At 73.0% G+C, this 2757-nt stretch carries 2 protein-coding genes; both read right to left on the bottom strand.

The window, feature by feature from the left end:
* Window positions 1-245: 245 nt before the first annotated feature.
* On the bottom strand, window positions 246-1400 hold the full coding sequence (locus ACFXPK_RS32715; RefSeq protein WP_385007812.1) for a glycerate kinase: 1155 nt from the start codon (window positions 1398-1400) through the stop codon (window positions 246-248).
* A gap of 158 nt (window positions 1401-1558) precedes the next feature.
* Window positions 1559-2563: an SMP-30/gluconolactonase/LRE family protein gene (locus tag ACFXPK_RS32710; RefSeq protein ID WP_385080790.1), complete on the bottom strand. Its 1005-nt coding sequence runs from the start codon at window positions 2561-2563 to the stop codon at window positions 1559-1561.
* Between the last annotated feature and the right edge of the window lie 194 nt (window positions 2564-2757).

Here is a 2757-nt window from a genome sequence, read left to right as displayed (position 1 = left end):
ACTTCCGGGCCGCCTTTTTTTTTTGTATAACCCCCACTCCCGCGGGGGGGCCCCCCCCCCTCACCGGGGGGGGCCCCGCCAGCCGGCGCCCCCCGGCCCCCCCCCCCCCCCCCCCTTCCGTATGTCCATGTCCATGTCCCGTGCCGGATCCGCCCGGAAGTCCGGGACCGGGGCCGGGGCCGTCCGTGGGGCCGTCCCGGTTCCGGATCGGTCCGTGGGGCCCTCCCGGTCCCGGTCCCGGCGGCTCAGCTCAGGAAGTCGCGGGCGATGCCGGCCGCCAGGCGCTCCAGCAGCGGGCCCGCCTGGGCCATGCAGCGGGCCGGGTCGGGTTCGAGGTGGGTGAGGGCGTAGGCGCGGCGGATACCGGCCCTGCCCAGCGCCTCGGGCGCCAGGGTCAGCCGGCCGCAGACCGCGATCACCTCGATGCCCTGTGCGCGGGCCGCCGCCGCGACACCCGCGGGCGCCTTGCCGTGCAGCGTCTGCTCGTCGAGCGAGCCCTCCCCCGTGATCACCAGGGTGGCCCTGGCCAGGGCGGGGGCGAAGCCCAGGACGTCGAGCATCACCTCGATGCCGGGGCGGAAGGCGGCGCCGAGACCGACGAGCGCGCCGTAGCCGATGCCACCGGCGGCGCCGGCGCCGGGCGAGAGCGCGAGCGCGGCGGCCCGCGGCCCCACGCCCGTCCCGAGGACGGTGGCGTAGTGGGCGAGGGCCGCGTCCAGGATCTCGACGTCCTCGGGGCCCGCCCCCTTCTGGGGGCCGTAGACGGCGGGGGCGCCCTGGGGTCCGGTCAGCGGGTTGTCGACATCGCTGGCCAGCACGATCTCCGTACCGGCGAGCCGGGGGTCGAGCCCGGAGAGGTCGGCGGTGGCGAGGGCGCGCAGTCCGCCGCCGCCCGGCCCGACGGGCTCGCCGTCCGCGTCCAGGAAGCGCGCGCCGAGCGCCGTGAGCATCCCCGCGCCGCCGTCGGTGGTGGCGCTGCCACCGACCCCGAAGACGACGGTCCGCGCGCCCGCGTCGAGCGCGGCGCGCAGCAGCTCGCCGGAGCCGTACGTGGTGGCGGTGAGAGGGGCGAAGACGCCCTCGGGGAGGTGCTGGAGCCCCGACGCCTCGGCCATCTCCAGGACGGCCGTACCGTCCCGCAGGGCGTAGGCGGCGGTGACCGGGTCGCCCAGGGGGCCGGTCACCCGGGTCTCGTGGCGCTCGAAACCGGCCGCCACGGCCGCCGCGACCGTGCCGTCGCCGCCGTCCGCCACGGGCAGGGTCTCCACCGCCACCTCGGGGGCGACCTGCCGGAGTCCGGCCGTCACCCGCTCGGCGACCTGCGTCGCCGTGAGCGATCCTTTGAACTTGTCCGCCGCGATCAGTACCCGCGCGGGCTTGGACACCGCTCCGTCCGTCACTGTGCATCCCTTACGTTCGAACAGGCAGTCGCGCCGGTCCGACCCTATCCGTAGGGGTGGCCCCCTGCCCAGGAGCGGCGGCACGGAAGAGGGCGGTGGCCGCGTCCGGGTCCGTCGCCCGTTCGCCGCCACCGCCCCCGGGGGTGGGTTTCACCGTTCTAGGACGGGGTCCCCGCGTTCATCCGCCATCTGGTCGCGGCCGCCGCCACCTCGTGCTCGGACCTGACGCGCAGGCAGGCGCCGGGGCTGCCGATGGCCGGGGCGCCGGTCACCGCGACGACGAGGGAGTAGAGCGTGGACGACGCGGTGACGAAGAGCCGGTTGTTCCTGGGGCCGCCGAAGCACATGTTGGAGATGCCCACCGGGAAGACGATCCGGCCGATCAGCGTGGTGTCGGGGTCGTAGCAGTGCATGCCGCCGGCGCCGGCGGCCACCCAGACGCGGCCCTCGTCGTCGAAGCCGATGCTGTCGAACTGGCTGTCCGTGAGCGGCGCCTCGGCGAAGACGGTGCCGTCCGAGAGCTTCTGGCCGTCGTACACGTCGTACGCGCGGATCTGGCCGGCGAGGGTGTCGGCGATGAGCAACTGCCGCTCGTCCGGGGAGAAGCTCAGACCGTTCGGGGCGCCGAAGCCGTCGGCCATGACGCGGACGCGTCCGGTCTCCGGGTCCACCCGGTAGACGTTGCTGGCGCCGATCTCGCTCTCGCCGCGGTGTCCCTCGTAGTCGCTGATGATCCCGAAGATCGGGTCGGTGAACCAGATCGAGCCGTCGGAGTGCACGATCACGTCGTTCGGGCTGTTGAACCTCTTGCCCCGGTAGCGGTCGGCGATCACGGTGATCGAACCGTCGTACTCGGTACGGGTGATGCGCCGGTTGCCCTGCTCGCAGGTGATCAGCCGGCCCTCACGGTCGAGGGTGTTGCCGTTGCTGTTGCCCGCGCCGGTCCTGAACTCCCCGACGGCGCCGGTCGCTTCGTCCCAGCGCAGCATGCGGTCGTTGGGGATGTCGCTGAAGATCACCTGGCGCCAGGCGGGGATGTACACGGGGCCCTCGCACCAGCGCGAGCCGTCGAAGAGCTGTTCCAGGCGCCGGTCCCCGTTGGCGGGGATGCGGAACCTCTCGTCCAGGATCTCGTAGATACCCGAGCGCGGTTCTAATGCCACGGTCTCTCCCGTTCAGGGTCTATATCAAGCCTCATTCAGACTTAGGCAGATTTACAGGGTGGGCTGTGATACCCACAAGGGTTGCCGGGAAATCTCCACAAACGAAACCTTCACAACCGAAATGCCTTGGGGTACTTGGGCCCGCGCCCTCCGGTACGGACAGCGGAAGGCCCGGCCGCGACGGGGGTCGCGGC

The organism is Streptomyces sp. NPDC059142 (genome assembly GCF_042755665.1).
GTDB lineage: Bacteria > Actinomycetota > Actinomycetes > Streptomycetales > Streptomycetaceae > Streptomyces.
Note: the sequence above shows the minus strand (reverse complement) of the source record. Positions and strands in the feature narration are given on the sequence as shown.